Annotated in this window: 20 protein-coding genes; 11 read left to right on the top strand and 9 right to left on the bottom strand. The window is 72.2% G+C overall.

Annotation, left to right across the window (positions count from 1 at the left end; genetic code table 11):
* Window positions 1-174 precede the first annotated feature (174 nt).
* The gene (locus ABT085_RS12035; RefSeq protein WP_351605032.1) at window positions 175-651 is read right to left on the bottom strand and encodes a GNAT family N-acetyltransferase; all 477 of its coding nucleotides are present in this window, start codon (window positions 649-651) and stop codon (window positions 175-177) included.
* 135 nt (window positions 652-786) lie between these two features.
* Here ABT085_RS12035 and ABT085_RS12030 point away from each other — a divergent pair, with 135 nt between their 5' ends.
* On the top strand, window positions 787-1,590 hold the full coding sequence (locus ABT085_RS12030; RefSeq protein WP_351605029.1) for an exodeoxyribonuclease III: 804 nt from the start codon (window positions 787-789) through the stop codon (window positions 1,588-1,590).
* 17 nt (window positions 1,591-1,607) lie between these two features.
* Here the strand turns inward: ABT085_RS12030 and ABT085_RS12025 are convergent, their stop codons facing one another.
* Complete coding sequence (locus tag ABT085_RS12025; protein WP_351605042.1) at window positions 1,608-2,228, bottom strand: MerR family transcriptional regulator; 621 nt, start codon at window positions 2,226-2,228, stop codon at window positions 1,608-1,610.
* Window positions 2,229-2,417: 189 nt separating this feature from the next.
* Between ABT085_RS12025 and ABT085_RS12020 the strand changes: the two genes are divergently transcribed.
* The 4 genes from ABT085_RS12020 (at window position 2,418) to ABT085_RS12005 (ending at window position 6,125) form a co-directional block, all read left to right on the top strand.
* Window positions 2,418-4,025, top strand: a complete 1,608-nt coding sequence (locus ABT085_RS12020) for a flavin-containing monooxygenase (RefSeq protein ID WP_351605026.1) — start codon at window positions 2,418-2,420, stop codon at window positions 4,023-4,025.
* Window positions 4,022-4,969, top strand: coding sequence for an alpha/beta fold hydrolase (locus ABT085_RS12015; protein WP_502982710.1), 948 nt, complete (start codon window positions 4,022-4,024; stop codon window positions 4,967-4,969). The genes ABT085_RS12020 and ABT085_RS12015 overlap by 4 nt, the downstream gene beginning before the upstream one ends.
* Window positions 4,966-5,850, top strand: a complete 885-nt coding sequence (locus tag ABT085_RS12010; protein WP_351605023.1) for an SDR family oxidoreductase — start codon at window positions 4,966-4,968, stop codon at window positions 5,848-5,850. Before ABT085_RS12015 ends, ABT085_RS12010 begins: the two co-directional genes overlap by 4 nt.
* Before the next feature lie 86 nt (window positions 5,851-5,936).
* Window positions 5,937-6,125: a hypothetical protein gene (locus tag ABT085_RS12005; protein ID WP_351605020.1), complete on the top strand. Its 189-nt coding sequence runs from the start codon at window positions 5,937-5,939 to the stop codon at window positions 6,123-6,125.
* Window positions 6,126-6,273: 148 nt separating this feature from the next.
* Here the strand turns inward: ABT085_RS12005 and ABT085_RS12000 are convergent, their stop codons facing one another.
* Entirely contained in the window at window positions 6,274-9,513 is a 3,240-nt protein-coding gene (locus ABT085_RS12000) for a S41 family peptidase (protein WP_351605018.1), read from the bottom strand.
* Window positions 9,514-9,755: 242 nt separating this feature from the next.
* On the opposite strand from ABT085_RS12000, the gene ABT085_RS11995 reads away from it, so the two are divergent.
* The 5 genes from ABT085_RS11995 to ABT085_RS11975 all read left to right on the top strand — a co-directional run bounded on the left by ABT085_RS11995 (window position 9,756) and on the right by ABT085_RS11975 (window position 14,603).
* Window positions 9,756-10,355 (top strand): TetR/AcrR family transcriptional regulator, encoded by a 600-nt coding sequence (locus ABT085_RS11995; protein WP_351605015.1) that lies wholly within the window; start codon window positions 9,756-9,758, stop codon window positions 10,353-10,355.
* Window positions 10,356-10,454: 99 nt separating this feature from the next.
* Window positions 10,455-12,686 carry an MMPL family transporter gene (locus ABT085_RS11990; protein ID WP_351605012.1) on the top strand — a complete coding sequence of 744 codons (2,232 nt, stop codon included), beginning with the start codon at window positions 10,455-10,457 and terminating at the stop codon, window positions 12,684-12,686.
* Between the two features lie 158 nt (window positions 12,687-12,844).
* Entirely contained in the window at window positions 12,845-13,360 is a 516-nt protein-coding gene (locus tag ABT085_RS11985; RefSeq protein WP_351605009.1) for a YbaK/EbsC family protein, read from the top strand.
* Window positions 13,357-14,202: an EamA family transporter gene (locus ABT085_RS11980; RefSeq protein ID WP_351605007.1), complete on the top strand. Its 846-nt coding sequence runs from the start codon at window positions 13,357-13,359 to the stop codon at window positions 14,200-14,202. Before ABT085_RS11985 ends, ABT085_RS11980 begins: the two co-directional genes overlap by 4 nt.
* A gap of 125 nt (window positions 14,203-14,327) precedes the next feature.
* The gene (locus ABT085_RS11975) at window positions 14,328-14,603 is read left to right on the top strand and encodes a DUF1876 domain-containing protein (protein WP_351605004.1); all 276 of its coding nucleotides are present in this window, start codon (window positions 14,328-14,330) and stop codon (window positions 14,601-14,603) included.
* 82 nt (window positions 14,604-14,685) lie between these two features.
* Here ABT085_RS11975 and ABT085_RS11970 read toward each other — a convergent pair whose 3' ends face one another.
* The 6 genes from ABT085_RS11970 to ABT085_RS11945 form a co-directional block, all read right to left on the bottom strand.
* Complete coding sequence (locus tag ABT085_RS11970; protein WP_351605002.1) at window positions 14,686-15,849, bottom strand: serine hydrolase domain-containing protein; 1,164 nt, start codon at window positions 15,847-15,849, stop codon at window positions 14,686-14,688.
* Between the two features lie 104 nt (window positions 15,850-15,953).
* Entirely contained in the window at window positions 15,954-16,358 is a 405-nt protein-coding gene (locus tag ABT085_RS11965; RefSeq protein ID WP_502982712.1) for an organic hydroperoxide resistance protein, read from the bottom strand.
* Between the two features lie 181 nt (window positions 16,359-16,539).
* On the bottom strand, window positions 16,540-16,992 hold the full coding sequence (locus ABT085_RS11960) for a MarR family winged helix-turn-helix transcriptional regulator (protein WP_351605037.1): 453 nt from the start codon (window positions 16,990-16,992) through the stop codon (window positions 16,540-16,542).
* Between the two features lie 110 nt (window positions 16,993-17,102).
* On the bottom strand, window positions 17,103-17,861 hold the full coding sequence (locus tag ABT085_RS11955; RefSeq protein WP_351604996.1) for an energy-coupling factor ABC transporter ATP-binding protein: 759 nt from the start codon (window positions 17,859-17,861) through the stop codon (window positions 17,103-17,105).
* The gene (gene cbiQ, locus ABT085_RS11950; RefSeq protein ID WP_351604994.1) at window positions 17,849-18,610 is read right to left on the bottom strand and encodes a cobalt ECF transporter T component CbiQ; all 762 of its coding nucleotides are present in this window, start codon (window positions 18,608-18,610) and stop codon (window positions 17,849-17,851) included. The genes ABT085_RS11955 and cbiQ overlap by 13 nt, the downstream gene beginning before the upstream one ends.
* A gap of 1 nt (window position 18,611) precedes the next feature.
* The gene (locus ABT085_RS11945) at window positions 18,612-19,664 is read right to left on the bottom strand and encodes an energy-coupling factor ABC transporter permease (RefSeq protein ID WP_351604992.1); all 1,053 of its coding nucleotides are present in this window, start codon (window positions 19,662-19,664) and stop codon (window positions 18,612-18,614) included.
* A gap of 173 nt (window positions 19,665-19,837) precedes the next feature.
* Here ABT085_RS11945 and ABT085_RS11940 point away from each other — a divergent pair, with 173 nt between their 5' ends.
* Window positions 19,838-20,191: an SsgA family sporulation/cell division regulator gene (locus tag ABT085_RS11940; RefSeq protein WP_351604989.1), complete on the top strand. Its 354-nt coding sequence runs from the start codon at window positions 19,838-19,840 to the stop codon at window positions 20,189-20,191.
* Window positions 20,192-20,215 lie beyond the last annotated feature (24 nt).

Here is a 20,215-nt window from a genome sequence, read left to right as displayed (position 1 = left end):
GGAAACCGACCGGGGCTTTGGCCATTTCCCCAAGCTGTACGCGTCGGTCCGGCCCCCCGGTGTCCCACGCGGTCCGAAGCCCCGACCGGGTCTCCCGGCCGGGGCTTCGGCGCGTCGTACTGAGGTGTTCCACGAAGGTGTCGTACGGATGTGACCCGGCACACCCGCCGCCGGTCACAGCGCCTTGGCGTAGCAGCGGCTCGAGTCGTGGAAGCGGTAGAAGCCGAACTTGACGCACGGCTCGTAGCCGCTGGAGGAGTAGAGGGCGATGGCCTCGGGCTGCTTGACGCCGGTCTCCAGCACCATGCGGACCCGGCCGGCCGTGCGGGCGTCCTCCTCCAGGGCGGCCAGCATCCGGCGGGCGAGCCCGCGGCCGCGGGCGTCCGCGACGACGAACATGCGCTTGAGCTCGGCGTCGCCGTCCTCGTTGCCCTCGCCGTTCTTGTCCTGGGCCCGCCAGCCGCCGGTGGCCAGGGGCCTGCCGGTCTCGTCGTACGCGATCAGGTAGACGCCGTTCGGCGACTCGAAGTCGGCGGGGGCCAGGGCCGTTGCGTCGCCGCCGTCGCCGTAGCGCACGTGGTACTCGGCCTGGACCTCGTCGTTGAGCCGGACGGCGTCGGGGTGATCGAACGGGACGGGACGTATGTTCATGTCGCTCACTGTACGTGTATGCAGAATCGAAATCGGGGCTTCGTCCAGTGTCCCGGTATCGTGCCCTGGTGCTGACAGTGACCACGGACAAGGTGTCCGGTTGGCCGGGCCGACGGTGACACCGAGGAGAGTGCTTTGCTAACGGTGACCACGGTGAATGTGAACGGACTGCGGGCCGCCGCCAAGAAGGGCTTCGTCCCGTGGCTGGCGGAGACCTCCGCCGAGGTGCTCTGCCTCCAGGAGGTGCGCGCCGAGCCGCAGCAGCTGCCCGAGGAGGTACGCGCTCCCGAGGGCTGGCATGTCGTGCACGCTCCGGCCGCGGCCAAGGGGCGCGCGGGCGTCTCCCTCTACACCCGGCGCGAGCCCGACGCGGTCCGGATCGGCTTCGGATCGGCCGAGTTCGACGGCAGCGGGCGCTATGTCGAGGCGGACCTGCCGGGCGTCACGGTCGGCTCGCTCTATCTGCCCTCCGGCGAGGTCGGCACGGAGCGGCAGGACGAGAAGGTCCGGTTCATGGACGAGTTCCTCCCCTATCTGAAGGGCCTGCGCGAGCGCGCCGCCGCCGACGGGCGCGAGGTCGTCGTCTGCGGCGACTGGAACATCGCCCACCGGCAGGCCGACCTGAAGAACTGGCGGGCCAACGCCAAGAACTCCGGCTTCCTGCCGGAGGAGCGGGAGTGGCTCGGCGACGTCCTCGACCCGGCCGACGGCGGCTACGTCGACGTCGTACGCGAACTGCACCCGGACGCGGAGGGCCCGTACTCGTGGTGGTCGTACCGGGGGCGGGCCTTCGACAACAATTCAGGATGGCGCATCGACTACCAGATCACGACGCCCGGGCTCGCGGCGAAGGCCGTCAAGGGGTATGTCGAGCGGGCCGCCACGCACGCCGAGCGGTGGTCGGACCACGCGCCGGTGACCGTGGTCTACAACCTCTAGAGCCCGACCGGCAGGGCTCAGTCCTGCTTGCGCAGGCGGCGGTCCAAAGCCAGGGAGAGTTCCGCCTCGACCACGCTGCGGGCCAGGGGGCGCAGGCGCTGGAGGTCTTCTTCGGGGGCGTGGCGCAGGACCAGGGACCGGAAGAGCTCCGCGAGGGCGTCCGCGTGTTCGCGGACCTGTTTGCCCGCGGCCAGGACCTCCGCGAGCGGGATGCCCTCGCGGACCAGGGCCGAGGAGACGTCCAGCAGGCGGCTGCTGATGTGGACGATCTCGTCGCCGTCGGTGCCGAGGTAGCCGAGGTCCATCGCGGCGGCGAGGTTCTCCGGGGTGACCTCGCCCTCGAAGCGGGCGGCGAGTTCCTCGGGGGTGAGGCGGACCGGCTCCTCCTCGGTGGGGGCGTCGAGGCCTAGCAGTTCGCCGACGTCACGGCCGTTGTCGAAGGCCTCGGCGAGTTCCGCGATGCCGTTCAGGGTGTGGCCGCGGTCCAGCAGTGCGGAGATGGTGCGCAGCCGGGCCAGGTGATGGTCGTCGTACCAGGCGATACGGCCCTCGCGGCGGGGCGGCGGGATGAGCTTGCGTTCGCGGTAGAAGCGCAGGGTGCGGACGGTGATGCCGGCCAGCCTGGCCAGCTCCTCCATGCGGTACTCGCGTCGTGCGCCGTCTTCTGCCACGCGGGAAGCCTATGCCGTGCCGGCGCCGGCCGGGGCAGGCCGACGGGTGCGGACGTCCTTCCCGCGCCCCCTACCCATCGGTACGCCGCTGCTCTACTCTCCCCATTGCGCCAGTGTTCACTGGCGTAGTCCGAGGCGATGCGTGGAGGCTCAGGGATGGCCGAGCACGAGCACGAGCATGTACGGGTGGCGGTGATCGGGTCCGGGTTCGGCGGGCTCGGGGCGGCCGTGCGGCTGCGACGCGAGGGGATCACCGACTTCGTGGTCCTGGAGCGGGCCGACAGCGTCGGCGGCACCTGGCGGGACAACAGCTATCCCGGCTGCGCCTGCGACGTGCCGTCCCACCTGTACTCGTTCTCCTTCGCGCCCAACCCCGACTGGCCGCGCACCTTCTCCGGGCAGGAGCACATCCGTGCCTACCTGGAGCACGTGACGGACCTCTTCCACCTGCGGCCCCACATCCGCTTCGACTCCGAAGTGACGATGATGACCTGGGACCCGCAGGGGCTGTACTGGGAGATCGAGACCACGAGCGGGCGGCTGCGCGCCGATGTCGTCGTCTCCGCCACCGGGCCGCTGTCCGAGCCGAGGATCCCGGACATCCCGGGGCTGGACTCCTTCCCCGGCGCGGTCTTCCACTCGGCCCGCTGGGACCACGGCCAGGAACTGCGCGGCAAGCGGGTCGCGATGGTGGGCACCGGGGCGTCAGCGATCCAGATCGTGCCCGCCGTCCAGCCCGAGGTCGCCCGGCTCACCCTGTTCCAGCGCACCCCGGCGTGGGTCATGCCCCGCGTGGACCGCGCGATCACCGGGGCCGAGCGGGCGCTGCACCGGGCCGTGCCGCTCACCTCGCGGCTGCGCCGCGGACTGCTCTGGGGCATAAGGGAGTTGCAGGTCCAGGCGTTCACCAAGCACCCGGACGAACTCGGTTTCGTCGAGCGGCTGGCCCGGCGCAACATGACCCGCGCGATCAAGGACCCGGCCCTGCGGGCCAAGCTGACCCCCGACTACCGGATCGGCTGCAAGCGGATCCTGCTGTCCAGCGAGTACTACCCGGCCCTGGCCCGGCCCAACGTGGACGTGGTGGCGAGCGGGCTGCGCGAGGTCCGCGACTCCACCCTGGTCGCCGTCGACGGCACCGAGACCGAGGCCGACGTGATCGTCTTCGGCACCGGCTTCCACGTCACCGACATGCCCATCGCCGAGCGGGTGGTCGGGGCCGACGGGCGGACGCTCGCCGAGTCGTGGAAGGGCGGTATGCAGTCGCTGCGCGGCGCCTCGGCGGCCGGCTTCCCCAACTGGATGACGATCATCGGGCCCAACACCGGCCTGGGCAACTCCTCCATGATCCTCATGATCGAGTCCCAGCTGAACTACCTGGCCGACTACGTACGGCAGTTGGACGTGCTGGGCGGGCGCGCGGCCCTCGTCGCCCGGCCGAGCGCGGTGAACGCCTGGAACCGCCGGGTGCAGGACCGGATGAAGCGCACGGTGTGGAACACCGGTGGCTGCACCAGCTGGTACCTGGACGCGAGCGGGCGCAACACCACCATCTGGCCGGGCACGACGAGCGAGTTCCGGCGCGAGACCCGGCGGGTGGACCTCGCGGAGTACGAGGTGCTGCGCGCCCCGGCCGGCCCGCCCCCGCCCGTAGGGGCCGCATCCGTCGAACCCGCCGAGGCCGTCGAGCCCGCCGGATCCGCCGAGTCCACGGGGAAGTCCGTGCGGTCCGGCCGCACCCGGAAGTCGGAGGCGAGCGCGTGAGCCGTCCCGTCCCCGCCGCCCGGGACAGCCACGCCCGGGACACCCACGCTCCGGACACCTACGTCCCGCCCGTCCCCGCCCGCGAGCTGACCGCCGTCTCCGCCGACGGCGCCGAACTCCATGTCGAGGTGCACGGTCCCGAGGGCGCCCCGGCCGTCGTCCTCGCCCACGGCTGGACCTGTTCCACCGCGTTCTGGGCCGCCCAGGTGCGGGAACTGGCGGTCGACCACCGGGTGATCGCCTACGACCAGCGCGGCCACGGCCGCAGTCCCGCGGGCCGGACCTACGGCACCGACGCGCTCGCCGACGACCTGGAAGCCGTACTGGGGGCGACCCTCGCTCCCGGCGAGAAGGCGGTGGTCGCCGGGCACTCCATGGGCGGCATGACGGTCCTGGCCGCCGCCGCCCGCCCGGTGTTCCGCGCGCACACGGCGGCCGTCCTGCTGTGCAGCACCGGCAGTTCACGGCTGGTCGCCGAGTCGACCGTCGTACCGATCCGGGCCGGCGGGCTGCGGACCTGGCTGACCCGGCACATCCTCGGGTCGAGGGCACCGCTCGGGCCGGTCACGCCGGTCGCCCGGCGGATCCTCAAGTACGCCACGATGGGCGCCGGTTCGGCGCCGCACCTGGTCGACGCCTGCGCCCGGATCGTGCACGCGTGCCCGCGCCGGGTCAGGCAGGCCTGGTCGCAGGTGCTCGAACGGCTCGATCTCGACCACGGGGTGACGGAGCTGTCGGTGCCGACGGAGGTCGTCGTGGGTACCGCCGACCGGCTGACCCCGCCGGTGCACGCCCGCTCGCTGGCCGCCGCGCTGCCGCACTGCGTCGGCCTCACCGAACTCCCCGGCCTCGGCCATATGACGCCGGTCGAGGCGCCCGAGCTGGTCACCGGGCGGATCCGGGCACTCGTCTCCACGTACGTACAGGTCAAGGAGGGCGCATGAGCAGGGTCGGTCTCGAGGGGCAGGTCGCGGTCGTCACGGGAGCCGCGCGCGGCGTGGGGGAGCAGCTCGCGCGCAAGCTGTCCGCGCGTGGCGCCAAGGTGGCGCTGGTGGGGCTGGAGCCGGACGCCCTCAAGCAGGTCTCGGAGCGGCTGCACGGCGACAGCGCCCACTGGTGCGCCGACGTGACCGACGACGAGGCCATGGCGCGGGTCGCGCGGGAGGTCGTGGAGCGGTTCGGGAAGGTCGACATCGTCGTCGCCAACGCCGGGGTCGCCGCCGGCGGGCCGTTCGCCGACTCCGACCCGGTGGCCTGGCGGCGGGTGATCGAGGTCAACCTGATCGGCTCGGCGGTGACCGCCCGCGCCTTCCTCCCGGCGCTGGTGGCAAGCCGCGGCTATCTGCTCCAGATCGCCTCCCTGGCCGCCATCACGCCCGCCCCGATGATGACCGCGTACTGCGCGTCGAAGTCGGGGGTGGAGGCGTACGCGCACAGTCTGCGTGCCGAGGTCGGCCACCAGGGTGTCCGGGTCGGGGTGGGGTATCTGTCCTGGACCGACACGGACATGGTGCGCGGGGCCGACCAGGACGAGGTGATGCGCGAGCTGCGGCAGCGGCTGCCGTGGCCGTCGAACAAGACCTACCCGCTGGGTCCCGCGGTGGACCGGCTGGTGGCCGGCGTCGAACGGCGGTCGGCCCATGTGTACGGGCAGTGGTGGCTGCGCGGGATGCAGGGGGTGCGCGGATATCTGCCGGGGCTCATCGGGAGCGTCGGGCAGCGGGAGATGCGCCGGTTCGCGCCCAGGTTGCAAGGGATGCGATCGGGCCTGGTGGGAGCGGGTGGCGCGGCCGACGAACAGGCCCGCGCTACGCACCGTGACTGATCGACATGCGCTGCGTGTCCGGCCGTGTGAATCTGGTCGAGGCCCGATCAAGGGCCTTCCCCCACCCACCACGGGAGTGAACCCACATGGGTATGAAGGACAAGTTCCAGGACCAGGCTCAGCAGATGCAGCACAAGGGCAAGCAGAAGGCCGACGAGGCCAAGCAGCGCGCCCAGCAGTCGCAGCAGCAGCGGGGTCGTGAGCCGCAGCGTGGTGACACGGAGCGCAGCGTCCGTGAGCAGGAGGACCGCTTCAACCAGGACTACGACGCCTGAAGCGGGCTTCCTCGCTGAACCAAGCTGAATGAGCAAGGGGTGTCCCTGACGAGGGGCACCCCTTCCTCACGTCCTCGACTCCGCCGCGGCCACGGCTCCTTGTCCGGGCCTCGGCTCCCGTGTCCCGGCTCCGTGGCGGCAGCGCGTCTCAGCTGCGGGGCGGCAGCTTCGGCCGGGACCGGTCCGGTACCCGGCTGCGGTCCGGCGGGGTCGCGGGCGGGTTCGTCTCCAGCAGGTCCAGGGCGAGTTGCACGGCGTCGTCCAGCTGGGCGTGCCGTCCCTCCGCCCAGTCCAGCGGGGTGCGCAGCACCTCCAGGTCCGGCAGCACACCGTGGTTCTCGATGGACCAGCCGTAGTCGTCGAACCAGGCCGCGTTCATCGGCACGGTGATCACCGTGCCGTCGCCCAGCTGGTGGCGTCCGGTCATGCCGACCACCCCGCCCCAGGTGCGCTGGCCGACCACCGGGCCGAGGTTGAGCAGTTTGAAGGCGGCCGTGATCATGTCGCCGTCGGAGGAGGTGGCCTCGTCGGCGAGGGCGACCACCGGGCCCCTGGGGGCGTTCGAGGCGTACGACACCGGCTGGGCGTCGCGGGTCAGGTCCCAGCCGAGGATGCGGCGGGTGAGTTTCTCCACGACCAGTTCGCTGATGTGGCCGCCGGCGTTGCCGCGTACGTCCACGATGAGCGCGGGCCGGGACACCTCCATGCGCAGGTCCCGGTTGAACTGGGCCCAGCCGGAGCCGCCCATGTCGGGGATGTGCAGATAGCCGCAGTGGCCGGCGCCCAGTTCGCGTACGACCTCCCGGCGCTTGGCCACCCAGTCCTGGTAGCGCAGCGGCCGGTCGTCGGTGAGCGGCACCACGGCCACCCGCCGGGCGCGGCCGGCCTCGCCCTCCGCCGGGGTGAACGTCAGCTCCACCGTGGTACCGCCCGCGCCCGCCAGCAGCGGGTACGGGCCGGTCACCGGATCCACCGGCCGCCCGTCCACATGGGTGAGGACGGCTCCCTCGCGGATGCCGGTGCCGGCCAGCGGGGAGCGGGCCTTGGAGTCGGAGGAGTCGCCGGGCAGGATCCGTTTGACCATCCAGCCGCCGTCCCGGCACACCAGGTTGGCGCCCAGCAGGCCCTGCCGGCGCTGGTAGTGCGGTGGGCCCTCGTTGCGGCGCGAGGGGGTGACATACGCGTGCGAGGTGCCGAGTTCGCCCAGCACCTCGCGCAGCAGATCGGCGAACTCGTCCGGGGAGGCGACCCGTTCGACCAGCGGCCGGTACTGCTCCAGCACCCCGTCCCAGTCGATGCCGCACATCCCCGGGTCCCAGAAGTAGGCGCGGATGATCCGGCCGGCCTCGTCGTAGGCCTGGCGCCACTCGGCGGGCGGGTCGACCTCGTGCAGGATGCGCCGCAGGTCGATCCAGACGGTGGTGTCGCTGTCGCCGGCCTCGGCGGACGGCACCGCCCGCAGGTCGCCCTCGTCGACCACGACCAGCCGGGTGCCGTCCCCGCTCACCGCGAACCAGTCCAGGTGATCGACGAGTTCGGACTTCTTCGCCTTGGTGATGTTGAAGTGCTCCAGGGTGGGCCGCCCGCTGGTGTCGGCCGGGTTCACGAACGTCTCGCCCAGCGCGCCCGAGATCGGCCAGCGCAGCCAGACCAGGCCGCCGCCCGCGACCGGATACAGCGCCGAGTACTTGGAGGCGGTCACCGGGAACGGGGTCACCCGGCTCTCCAGTCCCTCGACCTCCACGGTCACGGCGCCGTCGCCGCCCTCGTCCTCCATCGGGTCCAGCCCGCCGGCCGCCGGGCGGCCCTCGGGGGTCAGGGCGAACGGGGAGGGGGTCGCCGACGACAGCGGCACCAGGTAGGGGCGGCAGCCCAGCGGGAAGGACAGGTCGCCGGTGTGCACGTCGTACACCGGGTCGAAGCCGCGCCAGGACAGGAAGGCCAGGTACCGACCGTCCCGGGTGAACACCGGGTTCTCGTCCTCGAAGCGGCCGTTGGTGACGTCGACGACGAGGCCGGTCCCGCCGTTGTGGGCGATCCGGGCCATCTTGATCTGCCGCAGCGACCGCCCGATGCCCGGGTGCGACCAGGTCAGCCAGGCGCCGTCGGGGGAGAAGGCGAGGTCGCGCACCGGCCCGTTGACGGACCGGATCAGCTCGGTCACCTCGCCGTTGGACCCCTCGGTGGCGTCGATCAGCAGCAGCCGTCCGTCGTGTGCGGCGATGGCGATCCGCTCGCCCTCCGGATCGGAGACCAGCTCCAGGACCCGGCCCAGTTCCCCGGCGGCCAGGCGCCGGGGCGGGCGGTCGCCGGTGGCCCGGGGCAGGTAGGCGATCTCGACGGCGTCCTCGCCCTCGGCGTCCGTCACGTAGGCGACCTGTCCGCCGGAGCCGAGCATCTCCGGCAGCCGCACCCGTACGCCCGGGGTGTCGGCGATGGTGCGGGCGGGGCCGTCCCGGTGGGTCAGCCAGTACAGGCTGCCGCGCACCACGACGGCGCTCGCCCGCCCGGTCTCGTCCACGGAGATGCCGTCCACGTGCTGGGCGGCGGGCACCTGGTAGGGGCGGCGGCCGGCCCGCGGTCCGCTCAGCCGGATGTCCAGCTTGCGCGGGACGGAGCGCGGGCTCAGGTCGTCGACGATCCACAGGTCGCCCGCGCACTGGTACACCACGCGGGTGCCGTCGCTGGAGGCGTTGCGGGCGTAGAAGGCGTCGTGGTCGGTGTGGCGGCGCAGGTCGGAGCCGTCGTAGGCGCAGGAGTACAGGTTGCCGATGCCCTCGTGGTCGGAGAGGAACGCGATCCGTCCGTCGGCGAACACCGGGGACTGGAGGTGGCCGCCGATGTCGGGGACCAGCTGTTTCCCGTGCAGCCACAGGCGGCCCATGGCACCGCCGCGGTAGCGCTTCCAGACGGCCGGTTCGTGCGGCGGGGTGCCGGTCAGCAGGAGGGTCTTGCGGTCCCCGTCGAGGTCGGCGACCTGGATGTCGGAGACCGGGCCCCAGGGCAGCCGGCCGCCGGGGTCGCCGTCGGTGGGCACTTTGTAGGCCCAGGTGAAGTAGGGGAAGGGCTGGCCGTGGGAGGCGACGGCGAGGATGTCGCCGTCCGGGGTCCAGCCGCAGACCTGGGTGTCGGCGCTGCCCCAGTAGGTGAGTCTTCGGCCGGGCCCGCCGTCCACCGGCGCGAGGTGGATCTCGGGGACGAGACTGCGCCAGGTCGTGTACGCGATGTCGCGGCCGTCGGGGGAGAAGCGGGGGTGGCCGACCTTGGTGCGGTCGACGGTGAGACGCCAGGCGCGGCCGGGCCCGTCGAGCGAGGTCAGCCAGAGGTCGTCCTCGGCGACGAAGCACAGCAGGTCTTCGTTGAGATGGGGCAGACGCAGATAGCTCACCTCACCATGCTTTTCCGCCGAATGGCCCCGGGCAACTCGTGAAAAAAGGGTGCCTGTCGTCCAGGGGTGACCCAGCACACGTACGAAACGGTTTCGTTTCGCACGATGGCTGCGCTACATTCGTCCTGTACGACAACGACGTACGAGGACGATGTACGGAACAGGTACGGAACCACGTACGGAAGAATGTCGTTCGGAGCAGGTCGTTCGAAGCGCACGCCGGAGCGGAAGTGGTGAGTGGCATGACCGAGGTCGCAACCGCGCGGCGCAGTCGGATCACGCCCGAGCGCGAGGCCGAGTTGTACGAGGCCGTGCTCGACCTGCTCCGGGAAGTCGGCTACGACGCCCTCACCATGGACGCCGTGGCCGCCCGCACCCGGTCCAGCAAGGCGACGCTCTACCGCCAGTGGGGCGGCAAGCCGGAACTCGTCGCCAGGGCGATCCGGCACAACAAGCCGGGCCGCGCGGGCGACATCGACACCGGATCCCTGCGGGGCGACTTCCACGCCATCGCCTCGCGCGAGGACGACTGCGCCATGGAACAGAACTCCGCGCTGATGCGGGGCCTGTTCATGGCGGTGCACACCAACCCCGATCTGCTGCGGGCCTTCCGGGAACTGCTGGTGGAGCCGGAGATGGAAGAGTTCCGGGTGCTGCTGCGCCGGGCCGTCGACCGCGGTGAGGTCCGCGCCGACTGCCCCGCGCTGGAGTACGTGGTGCACATGCTCATCGGAGCGTTCGCCACCCGGGCCCTGATCGACGACCAGCCGCCCACGCAGGACTTCCTCATCTCGTACATCGACGCCGTGGTCCTCCCCGCCCTCGGCGTCCCCACCGGCTGATCCTTCCCCACGCTAGCCCCCACCTGACGTAACCGCTCACGTCGTCGGGCTGATCACCCCTGCCCTGAATACCCCACGACTGACCGGGAGTTCGCCCTCGTGGCCACTTTCCTGTACAAACTCGGCCGTTTCGCCTTCCGGCGACGGCATTTCGTCGCCCTGATCTGGGTGGCGCTGCTGACCCTCGCCGGTGTCGGCGCGGCCAACGCGCCCGCGGCCGGCAGCACCTCGTTCTCCATCCCCGGCACCGAGGCGCAGAAGGCCTTCGACCTGCTGGAACAGCGCTTCCCCGGGATGAGCGCCGACGGCGCCACCGCGCGGGTCGTCTTCAAGGCGCCGGACGGCGAGAAGATGACGGACGCCGCCAACAAGGCCGTCGTCCGCGCGACGGTGAAGGAGCTGTCCGACGGCTCCGAGGTCACCTCCGTCGCCGACCCGTTCAAGACCCACGCGGTCAGCAAGGACGGCACGATCGCCTACGCGTCCGTGAAGTACGACGTCTCCGGCATGGAGCTGAAGGACGCGTCCAAGGACGCCCTGAACGAGGCGGCGCAGGACGCGCGGGACTCCGGGCTGACCGTCGAGATCGGCGGTGACGCGCTGACCGCGACGCCCGAGACCGGCTCCACGGAGGTCATCGGCATCGCGATCGCCGCGGTGGTCCTGGTCATCACCTTCGGCTCGCTGATCGCGGCCGGACTGCCCCTGCTGACCGCCCTGATCGGCGTCGGCATCGGCGTCTCGACCATCACGGCCCTGGCGAACGCGCTCGACCTGGGCACGACCACCTCCACCCTCGCCATGATGATCGGCCTCGCGGTCGGCATCGACTACGCGCTGTTCATCGTCTCCCGCTACCGGGCCGAACTGGCCGAGGGCCGCGAACGCGAGGAGGCGGCCGGACGGGCCGTCGGCACGGCGGGCTCCGCGGTGGTCTTCGCGGGCCTGACGGTGGTCATCGCGCTGGTCGGCCTGTCGGTCGTCAACATCCCGATGCTCACCAAGATGGGCGTCGCCGCGGCCGGCACGGTCGCCATCGCGGTCCTGATCGCGCTGTCCCTGATCCCCGCGCTGCTCGGCTACGCCGGACGCAAGGTGCAGCCCGCCGGGATGAAGAGCCGGCTGCTGGGCGGCGCCCGCGCCGCACGCAAGGCGGCCGCGCGGCCCGGCCGGCCCAACATGGGCGCCCGCTGGGCGAGCTTCGTCGTACGGCGGCCGATGGCCGTGCTCCTGCTGGGCGTGCTCGGCCTCGGCGCGGCGGCCGTCCCGGCGGCCTCCCTCGAACTGGGCCTCGGAGACGACGGCTCGCAGCCGGTGTCGACGACCCAGCGCCGCGCCTACGACCTGCTGTCGGAGGGCTTCGGCCCCGGCTTCAACGGACCGCTGATGGTCGTCGTCGACGCGGAGGCCAGCGACTCCCCGAAGGCGGCCGTCTCCCGGGTGAGCGACGAGATCAAGGGCCTCAAGGACGTCGTCACGGTCACTCCGGCGACGTACAACAAGGCCGGCGACACCGCGACGATCACCGTGATCCCGGACTCCAAGCCGTCCTCGGTCACCACCGAGGACCTGGTGCACGGCATCCGTGACGCGGGCGCCGAGATCAAGGGCGACACCGACGCGACGGTGCTGGTCACCGGCTCGACGGCGATGAACATCGACTTCTCGCAGAAGCTGAACGACGCCCTGGTCCCGTACCTGGTGCTGGTGGTGGGTCTCGCCTTCCTTCTGCTGATCATGGTGTTCCGCTCGATCCTGGTCCCGCTGAAGGCGGCGCTCGGCTTCCTGCTGAGCGTGATGGCGGCGCTGGGCGCCGTGGTCGCGGTCTTCCAGTGGGGCTGGCTGTCCGGCCTGCTGGGCGTGGAGCAGACCGGCCCGATCATGTCGATGATGCCGATCTTCATGGTGGGCGTGGTCTTCGGACTGGCCATGGACTACGAGGTGTTCCTCGTGACCCGGATGCGCGAGGCGTACGTGCACGGCGAGAAGCCGAGCCAGGCCGTCGTCACCGGCTTCCGGCACGGCGCACGGGTGGTCACGGCTGCCGCCGTCATCATGATCGCCGTCTTCTCCGGCTTCATCGGCTCCAGCGAGTCGATGATCAAGATGATCGGCTTCGGCCTCGCGATCGCGGTCTTCTTCGACGCGTTCGTCGTCCGGATGGCCATCGTCCCGGCGGTGCTCGCCCTGCTCGGCCGCAAGGCCTGGTGGCTGCCGGGGTGGCTGGACCGCGCCCTGCCGAACATGGACGTGGAGGGCGAGGGCCTCGGCCGCGCCACCGGTTCCGGTGGCAAGGAACCGGACGCGCACCGCGAGCCGGCCCGCGTCTGACGCGTCGGCCGCGCCGAAGGACCGGCCGGTGAGGGCTCCGTGGGGACGGGGCGCCCTCACCGGCCTTTCGCGTCGGGGCGGCTCCCGCCGCTCCGGCGCGCGGCCGGCCCGCGGAACCCGTTCGCCTGCCCGGTACACGTACCGCTAGCGTGCCGTGCATGACGACGACCGACGGCACCGCCGCAGAAGAATCCGCAGCACACCCCCGGTTCGCCGAGGCCCTGCGGGAGATGGGACTCGCCGAACTGCAAGGGCGGGTGCGACGCTTCCCGGACGCCACCCGCACCGCCGGCGAGGCGGCCGCCGCGATCGGCTGCGAACTGAGCCAGATCTGCAAGTCCCTGATCTTCGCGGCGGACGGGGTGCCGGTGCTGGTGCTGATGGACGGCGCCTCCCGGGTGGACCTGGAACTCGTGCGCAAGGAACTCGGGGCCGAGAAGGTGACCCGGGCCAGGGCCGACGTGGTGCGCGAGACGACCGGGTACGCCATCGGAGGCGTACCGCCCTTCGGGCACCGCACGGCGACCCGCGTGCTCGCCGACCGCTCCCTGCTCGCCCACGACGTCGTCTGGGCCGCCGCGGGCACCCCGTACAGCGTCTTCCCGATGGCGCCGCAGACCCTGATCGCGCACGCCGGCGCCACCCTCGTGGACGTGCGCGAGCCCGCTCAGTGACCCCGCTGGTGACCGCGGCCGTCCTGCTGGCCGCGGTCACGCACGCCTCCTGGAACGCGATCGCGCACCGGATCACCGACAAACTGGCCGGGTTCACGCTGATCATGGGCGGCGGTCTGCTGATCGGGCTGGCGCTGGCGCCGTTCACGGCGTTCCCGCAGGCACGGGCCTGGCCGTACCTCCTGGCGTCCGCCGCCATCCACGTCGCGTACGTCGCGCTGCTGATGACCTCGTTCCGGCTGGGAGACTTCGGCCAGGCCTATCCGATCGCCCGGGGCAGCGCGCCGCTCGTGGTCACCGTGCTCGCCGCCGCCTTCGCGCACGAGGTGCCGGACGGCTGGGCGGCCGCGGGCGTCCTCGTGTCCTGCGCGGGCCTCACCGGGGTCGCGCTGTGGGGGCTGCGCGGGCGCCGTCCCCCCTGGGCGGCGATCGGTGCCGCGCTGGCGACCGGTCTGACCATCGCCGGGTACACGGTCGTCGACGGGCTGGGGGTACGCGCCTCGGGCTCGTCCCTGGGTTACATCGCGTGGCTGATGGCCGTCCAGGGCGCGGCCGTCCCGCTGTACGCCCTCTGCCGCCGGGGCCGGGAACTGCCTTCCGTCCTGCGTCCCTTCGCCGCGGTCGGGCTGCTCGGCGCGGCCCTGTCCGTGGTGGCGTACGCGCTGGTGCTGTGGGCGCAGACGAAGGCCGACCTGGCACCGGTCGCGGCGCTGCGCGAATCGTCGATCATCGTCGGCGCGGGGATCGGCGCCCTGTTCTTCAAGGAGCGTTTCGGGGCACCGCGGATCGCGGCGGCCGGGCTGCTGGTGGTGGGCATCGGGCTGATGCTGCACGCCGGTTAGGGCCTGTCCGGGCCCGGCGGGGCGGGTGCCCCGGCCGGGGAGACGGGGGTCCGTGGGGTTTCCGTGGGTGCGGTGGTGCGTGCGGAGGGGCACCCTGGAAGCAGGTGTTCGTGGAGGTGATCGTCATGATGCACACCGCAGTGGGATGGCATGTCGAGATGGAGTTCATGGAGGACGACCAGCACACGCGCGCGTCCGCGTTGGTACGCCTGCCCGACGGCAGCGAGGTACGCGGGCACGGTCACGCCAGCCGTCACCACTCCGACTCCAATCAGCCGAGAGTCGGGGAGGAGGTGGCGGCCGCCCGTGCGCTGAACGAGATCGCCATGCAGCTGCTGGACAAGGCACACGGGGAGATCGACGCCGAGTCCGGGCGGATCTCGCACGCGATCCACGTCTAGGGCAGGACCTGGGGCGGGTCCGCGGTCAGGGCGTCCGCGGCCGGGGGCGGCGGCCCGGCCGCCCCGTCCCGGCCGTCGCCGCTCAGCGCGGCAGTGCCTCGCGCACCGCCCGCACCAGGGCCTGCGCCCGCGGATCGGCCGTCACGCTCGTCCTGAACCCGTTCGTCACATAGCCGAAGGCGAGACCCGACTCGGGGTCGGCGAAGCCGAGCGCGCCGCCGCGGCCGGGGTGGCCGAAGGAGGTGGGGGACAGCAGCGGCGAGGCCGCGCCGTGCAGCATGTAGCCCAGACCGAAGCGGGTGCCGACGACCAGGACACGGTCGGCGCCCGCGGCCTGCTCGCCCCGGGCCAGCTCCATCGTCTGCGGGGTGAACAGCCGCCTCCCGCCGTCGACTTCGCCGATCAGGCAGGCGTAGAAACGGGCCAGTCCGTCGGCCGTCGCGATGCCGTTGGAGGCGGGCAGCGCCGCCGCCCGGTACGCCGGGTCGTTCTCGTCCGGCAGGGGCGTGATCGCGGCGAAGGCGCGGCGGGTCAGGGACTCGGGGTCGGCGTAGGCGTCGGCGACGGCCCGCGTGGGCCGGACCCGCAGGGCGCCCGCGCCCGCCGGGGGCTCGATCTGCCCGACCCGGCCCGCCCGCCCGGCCTGCGCCGGGGCGATCCCGAGCCGGAAGTCGGCTCCGGCCGGTCCGGCGATCTCGGCCGCGATCCACTCGCCGACCGGCAGGCCGGTGATCCGCCGGACCAGTTCGCCGGTCAGCCAGCTGTAGGTCTGTGCGTGGTAGCCGTGCGCCGTGCCCGGCTCCCAGACCGGTGCCTGCGCGGCGACCGCCGCCGCCCCGAGGTCGGGATCGGCGGCCTCGGCGGGGCTCAGCGGCCGGTCCAGCACCGGCACGCCCGCGCGGTGCGCCAGCACGTCCGCGACGCTGGTCCGTTCCTTGCCCGCCGCCTTGTACTCGGGCCAGTAGGTGCCGACCGGGGCCTGAAGGTCCAGTTCACCGCGCTGGTGCAGCAGCAGGAGCGCGGCGGCGGCCACGCCCTTGGTGGCCGAGCGCACTATCTGGGCGGTGTCCCGCTCCCAGGGCGCAGGGCCGTCGACGTCCCGGGTGCCGCCCCACAGGTCCACGACGCGGTGCCCGTCCCGGTAGACGGCCACCGCCGCGCCCCGGTCCCCGAGCACCTCGAAGTTGCGTACGAACGCTTCCCTGACCGGCTCGAAGCCCTCGGCTACTGTGCCGTGCACGTTCACGTCCGGGGTCCCTTCCCTGCACCGACTTACGACAGTCAGTGCAACACATCCGTCCGGCCTTCGATTCCACGGGGTGGCATCGGCCGGACGGCCGGCGGTACGGCTCAGCCCAGGACGATCGACACCTCGATGTTGCCGCGGGTGGCGTTGGAGTAGGGGCAGACCTGGTGGGCCGCGTCCACGAGCTTCGCGGCGATCTCCGCGTCCAGGACCGGCAGGGACACGCTCAGGGCGACCGCGAGGCCGTAGCCGTGGGTCCTGTTGGGGCCGATGCCGACCTTCGCGGCGACCGTGGAGCCGGTCAGGTCGTAGCCCGCGCGGTTGCCGACGAGGATCAGCGCGTTGTGGAAGCAGGAGCTGTAGCCGGCCGCGAACAGCTGCTCCGGATTGGTGCCGTCGCCGTCGCCGCCCAGCGCCGGGGGCATCGCGACCTTCAGGTCGATCCGGCCGTCCTGACTGGTGACATAGCCGTTGCGGCCGCCGTGTGCGGTGGCCTCGGCGACGTACATGATCTTTGTCGGGCGGGTGTCGACAGCGGCACCTTCGATCACGGCGGGACCTCCCCCAGGGCGTTGCACAAACGGCAGGCGGCACGGAAGTTACAGGTACATCGTGCACAAGATACCGACCGGTATGGGCGGGGTGGGAGACGGGGGGAGTAACCGTGGGTAACACTCGCGGACGGGCGGTTCAGCGGAGTCGTCCGGCCGCGTCGTGCGCCCGTCCGGTCAGCTCCCACAGCTCCTCGCGCAGCCTCAGCACCGCCGCCGAGTCGAGCCCCGTCGCCGTGAGCAGCGCGCCGGGCAGCCGTGCCGCACGCTCCCTGAGCGCCTCCCCGCGCCCGGTGACGGCGACGAACACCGAGCGTTCGTCGTGCGGCGAGCGCTCCCGGTGCACGAGACCCGCCGACTCCAGCCGCTTCAGCAGCGGCGAGACCGTGCCGTAGTCGAGCCGCAGCGCCTCGGTCAGCTCCTTTACGGTGATCTCGCCCCGCTCCCAGAGCACCAGCAGCACCAGGTACTGCGGATAGGTGAGACCGAGCTCGTCGAGAAGCGGGCGGTAGGCCGCCGTCACCGCGCGCTGGGCCGCGTACAGCGCGAAGCACAACTGGTCGTCCAGCAGCGGCGGTTCGGTGCCCGGCAGCGGCGGTTCGGTGTCCGGCCCGGTGCCGGGTCCGGGGATCGGCTCCGCGCCCGGTGCGGCCTGCGGCCCGGTGTCCGCCGCGGAGTCCGGCCCGGCGTCCTCTTGGTGCGTCACGCGCCCATTGTCACCGAGCGGGGGTCGAAGCCGAAGGGAAGTTCCAGGCGATGGGAGCGCATGAGTGCGTCGTCCGAGAGCAGTTCGCCCGTGCGCCCGTCGGCCGCGATCACGCCCTCGCTCAGGATCAGCGCCCGCGGGCACAGCTCCAGCGCGTACGGCAGGTCGTGCGTGACCATCAGCACGGTCACGTCCAACGACCTCAGGATGTCGGCGAGTTCGCGCCGGGAGGCGGGGTCCAGGTTCGACGAGGGCTCGTCCAGGACCAGGATCTCCGGCTCCATCGCCAGCACGGTCGCCACGGCCACCCGGCGGCGCTGTCCGAAGGAGAGGTGGTGCGGCGGGCGGTCCTTGAACCCCGCCATGCCGACCTGCTCCAGCGCGCGGTCCACCCGCCGCTCCAGCTCCGGTCCCCGCAGACCGGCCGCCGCGGGACCGAAGGCCACGTCCTCCCGGACGGTCGGCATGAAGAGCTGGTCGTCGGGGTCCTGGAAGACGATGCCCACCCGGCGGCGGATCTCGGCCATGTGCTTGCGGCCGACCGGCAGCCCCGCGACCGTCACGATGCCAGCGCCGCCGGTCAGGATGCCGTTGAGGTGCAGCACGAGGGTCGTCTTGCCCGCGCCGTTCGGCCCGAGCAGCGCGACCCGTTCGCCGCGCGCGATCGAGAAGTCCACGCCGAACAGGGCCTGGTGGCCGTCGGGGTACGCGAAGGCCAGTCCGGCCACGTCCAGTGAAGGTGTCACAGCGTCCATCCCAGCAGACATACGACGAGGGCGGCGAAGGGGAGGGTGAGGGCGTACGACCACTGCGCCCGGGAGGCGGTCACCTCGTCGATGACCGGCATCGCGCCGGCGTACCCCCGGCTGACCATGGCCAGGTGCACCCGCTCGCCCCGTTCGTAGGAGCGGATGAACAGCGCGCCCGCGGACTTCGCGAGCACCGGCCAGTGCCGTACGCCCTTCGCCTCGAAGCCGCGCGACTCCCGTGCGATGCGCATCCGCCGCATCTCGTCGGTGATGACGTCGCCGTACCGGATCATGAAGGAGGCGATCTGCACCAGCAGCGGCGGCAGCTTCAGGCGTTGCAGGCCGAGCAGGAGTTCGCGCAGTTCGGTGGTGGAGGCCAGCAGGACGGAGGCGGCGACGCCGAGGGTGCCCTTGGCGAGCACGTTCCAGGCGCCCCACAGACCGGAGACGCTCAGCGACAGGCCCAGCACGTCCACCCGCTCCCCCTCCGCCACGAACGGCATGAGCACGGCGAACGCGACGAACGGCACCTCGATCAGCAGCCGCTTCAGCAGGAAACCGGCCGGCACCCGTGCGGCGTACGCGACCAGGGCCAGCAGGGCGGCGTACAGGCCGAACGCCCACATCGCCTCCCGCGGGGTCGACACCACGACCACCACGAAGGCGAACGCGGCGGCCAGCTTGGTGTGCGGCGGCAGCCCGTGCACGGCGGAGTGGCCGTGCCGGTAGAGCCGGTGCGCGTGTCCCGCCCCCATCTCAGGCGCCCGCGGACACGGAGGCGGGCGACGCGTCGGCCGTACGGCGCCGGCGTACCGTGCAGAACACCGCGCTGCCCGCGACGACGGTGACACCGACGCCGATCACGCCCGCGAGACCGCCGGACAGACGCGCGTCGCCGACGTCCTTGACGCCGTAGCCGGCCAGCGGGGAGCCGTCGGAGGCGTGCCGCTCGGTCTTGCGGTCGATGCCCTGGTCGTGGGCGACCTTCTCCAGGCCGTCGGGGCTGGCCGAGGCGTAGAAGCTGACGAACCCGGCCAGCACGAGGGAGGTGACGAGACCGGTGATCCACAGCGTGCGCCGGGAGGTGCGGGCGGCCACCGGGGCGGGCGCGGCGGCGGGGACGTCGACCAGGTCGCCGTTCACGCGCAGCTTCAGCCGCTGCTCCAGACCGCGTGCGCCGTGGACGAGGTCCGGGCGTACGGCGATCACGGCGCCGACGGTCAGCGCGGTGATCACGGCCTCGCCGATGCCGATCAGCACATGCACGCCGACCATGGCGGTGGCGACCTTGCCGACGGCCACGTCCGTGGTGCCGCCGATCGCGTACATCAGCGTGAACGCCACGGCGGCGGCCGGGACGGAGAGCAGGGCGGCGACGAAGGAGGCGACCGTCACCGACCGCCGCTTGCGCGGCAGCACCCGCAGCAGGCCGCGGAAGACGGCGTAGGCGACCACCGTCGTCACGATCGCCATGTCGGTGATGTTCACGCCGAGCGCGGTCAGGCCGCCGTCGGCGAAGAGGATGCCCTGCATCAGCAGGACCACGGACACGCACAGGACCCCGGTGAAGGGGCCCACCAGTATCGCGGCCAGCGCGCCGCCCAGCAGATGTCCGCTGGTCCCGGCCGCGACCGGGAAGTTCAGCATCTGCACGGCGAAGATGAACGCGGCCACGAGTCCGGCCAGCGGGGCCGTGCGCTCGTCGAGCTCGCGGCGGGCGCCGCGCAGGCTCACGGCGATGGCTCCCGCGGCGACGACTCCGGTCACGGCGGAGGTGGGGGCGTTGATGAATCCGTCAGGCACATGCACCGTTCGATGATAGTGGCTTAATGCGAACGAGTTGCAAGAGCGAGATGCTCGTGCATCGTGCATCGCTTGAACGGGACGCCTGCCCCGAAAGGCGCATTCTATGAAATATGGGACATTGGAGAGGGAGTGGAGGAGTAGATTTCGCAGCGGTCACGCATGGTGAAGGGTCGTCGATGTCTGTAGTCGAGCAGTTCGCGCGAGCCCACGTCGTCACCGACGAGAACGACCGGGCGGAGCCCGAGGCGGTCCCCGTGCGTCTGCGCTACGACCCGGACGCCGATCCCCGGGCCGTGCGCATCGCCCTCCCCGACCGGCCCGAGTGGACGTTCTCCCGGTCCCTGCTGGAGCAGGGGCTGCGTGCCCCGGCGGGCTCGGGGGACGTGCGGGTGTGGCCGTGCGGCCGGGTCCAGACCGTCGTCGAGTTCCACTCGGCGCAGGGGGTCTCGGTGGTGCAGTTCGACACGAAGACCCTGATCCGGTTCCTGCGCCGCACGTACAGGGCCGCGCCCATGCCCCTGTCGAACTGACGACGGCCGGCGGCGGACGGCCGG

The organism is Streptomyces sp. NPDC002265 (assembly GCF_040296125.1).
Lineage (GTDB): Bacteria > Actinomycetota > Actinomycetes > Streptomycetales > Streptomycetaceae > Streptomyces.
Note: the sequence above shows the minus strand (reverse complement) of the source record. Positions and strands in the feature narration are given on the sequence as shown.